General features: G+C 46.6%; 2 protein-coding genes. Both read left to right on the top strand.

The features are described 5' to 3' along the window. Positions 1–87: 87 nt before the first annotated feature. On the top strand, positions 88–1536 hold the full coding sequence (gene atpD / locus ACEW80_RS08900) for a F0F1 ATP synthase subunit beta (RefSeq protein ID WP_373526243.1): 1449 nt from the start codon (positions 88–90) through the stop codon (positions 1534–1536). Between the two features lie 67 nt (positions 1537–1603). Continuing rightward, positions 1604–2017 carry an ATP synthase F1 subunit epsilon gene (gene atpC / locus ACEW80_RS08895; RefSeq protein ID WP_373526242.1) on the top strand — a complete coding sequence of 138 codons (414 nt, stop codon included), beginning with the start codon at positions 1604–1606 and terminating at the stop codon, positions 2015–2017. Positions 2018–2278 lie beyond the last annotated feature (261 nt).

The raw sequence follows: 2278 nt of genomic DNA, 5'->3' as shown, positions 1-2278 counted from the left end.
TTCAGTGCTAATCTGAAAGGTGACATTGCTTAATTTTATGTCTTCTCCGACCGTATCTGAAATATAGCTTCAATCATTAGGCGCAGCATGGTCACAACCGCAGAAAAAACAAACATTGGCTACATTACCCAAATCATTGGCACAGTTGTAGACGTTAAATTTCCCGGCGGGAAATTGCCACAAATCTACAACGCTTTGAAAATCAAAGGCACCAATGAAGCTGGACAGGAAATCAACCTCACTGTTGAAGTACAGCAATTGCTGGGCGACAACCAAGTGCGGACTGTGGCAATGAGCTCCACCGAAGGCTTAGTGCGCGGTTTGGAAGTCGTAGATACAGGCGCTCCTATCAGCGTACCAGTTGGTAAAGCCACCTTGGGGCGGATTTTCAACGTCCTTGGTGAACCCGTAGACGAAAGAGGCCCTGTAAATGCTGAGGCAACTTTACCCATTCACCGCTCTGCTCCCAAATTCACTGACCTAGAAACCAAACCTTCGGTGTTCGAGACTGGGATTAAAGTTGTTGACCTTCTGACTCCCTATCGACGCGGCGGTAAGATTGGTCTGTTCGGCGGTGCTGGTGTTGGTAAGACTGTGATCATGATGGAGTTGATTAACAACATTGCTACTCAGCACGGTGGAGTATCAGTTTTTGCTGGTGTGGGTGAACGCACCCGTGAGGGCAATGACCTCTACAACGAAATGATCGAATCTGGGGTAATCAATAACGAAAGCCTCAATGATTCCAAGATTGCTCTCGTTTACGGTCAGATGAACGAGCCACCTGGAGCCAGAATGCGGGTTGGTCTTTCGGGATTGACAATGGCAGAATACTTCCGGGACGTGAGCAAGCAGGATGTGCTGCTGTTTATTGACAACATCTTCCGGTTTGTGCAAGCAGGTTCAGAAGTATCGGCGCTACTGGGTCGGATGCCCTCAGCAGTAGGATATCAGCCCACATTGGGAACCGACGTGGGTGAACTGCAAGAGCGGATTACCTCAACTACAGAGGGTTCGATTACCTCGATTCAGGCAGTGTACGTACCTGCGGACGACCTGACCGACCCCGCACCTGCTACCACCTTCGCCCACTTGGATGGTACAACAGTGCTGTCTCGCGGTTTGGCATCTAAGGGAATTTACCCCGCAGTTGACCCCCTTAATTCAACTTCCACGATGCTCCAGCCCAATATTGTCGGTGAGGAACACTACAATACTGCTCGGGCGGTGCAATCAACTCTGCAACGTTATAAAGAACTCCAGGACATTATCGCCATTCTTGGTCTAGATGAGTTATCTGAAGATGATCGTCTGATCGTAGCGCGGGCGCGGAAGGTTGAGCGCTTCTTGTCCCAGCCGTTCTTTGTGGCAGAAGTATTTACCGGTTCTCCTGGTAAGTATGTAAAGTTGGAAGATACCATCAAAGGATTCCAAAAAATTCTGTCTGGTGAGTTGGATGCTCTGCCAGAACAGGCTTTCTATTTGGTTGGCGATATTAACGAAGCGATCGCTAAAGCTGAAAAAATCAAAGGTTAGTCATTCGTCATTAGTCATTAGTGCGATCGCTAATGGCTAATGGAAAATTATAAAGGACAAAGGACAAATGACATTAACCGTTCGGGTAATTTCCCCAGACAAAACAGTGTGGGATGCCCCCGCTGAAGAAGTAGTTTTGCCTAGCACTACTGGTCAACTAGGTATCCTAACTGGACACGCACCACTGTTGACCGCCCTGGATACTGGTGTGATGCGAGTCCGCGCCGCTAAAACTCAGACTTGGCAAGCGATCGCTCTTTCGGGTGGCTTTGCCGAAGTCGAAGAAAATGAAGTGACAATTCTGGTTAACGGCGCTGAACGTGGCGACAAAATTAACCTTGAAGAAGCTCGTGCTGCTTACAACCAAGCACAAGCGCGTCTGAATCAAGTTTCAGTAGACGATCGCCAAGCCCAAATTCAAGCAAACCAAGCCTTTAAACGTGCCCGCGCTCGGTTTCAAGCGGCTGGCGGTTTAGTCTAATTTGACTTTATATTTCAACTTTGTAGGTTGGACATTGCCCAACCTACAAGATATTTATTAATTTTTTGAAAAATTACGCCAAGTTTAAGGAATCGAGGCAAACCTTAGTGAAGTGTTAAGTTAACTATACTTTTGCAGTTTTTACTATTTGTGGATGAGTAATAATACTCATGGCATGAGAAGAGGATTTCTTTAAAAACTAGTTCACTAACGCGTCGGACTAGTTATTTTTTTTACATAACTAGGTTTTTTCACACTTAA

Origin of the sequence: Nostoc sp., from assembly GCF_041747015.1 — a bacterium.
In the GTDB taxonomy this organism is placed as follows: domain Bacteria; phylum Cyanobacteriota; class Cyanobacteriia; order Cyanobacteriales; family Nostocaceae; genus Nostoc.
The sequence above is the reverse complement of the archived record's forward strand: the minus strand, read 5'-3'. Positions and strand labels throughout refer to the sequence as shown.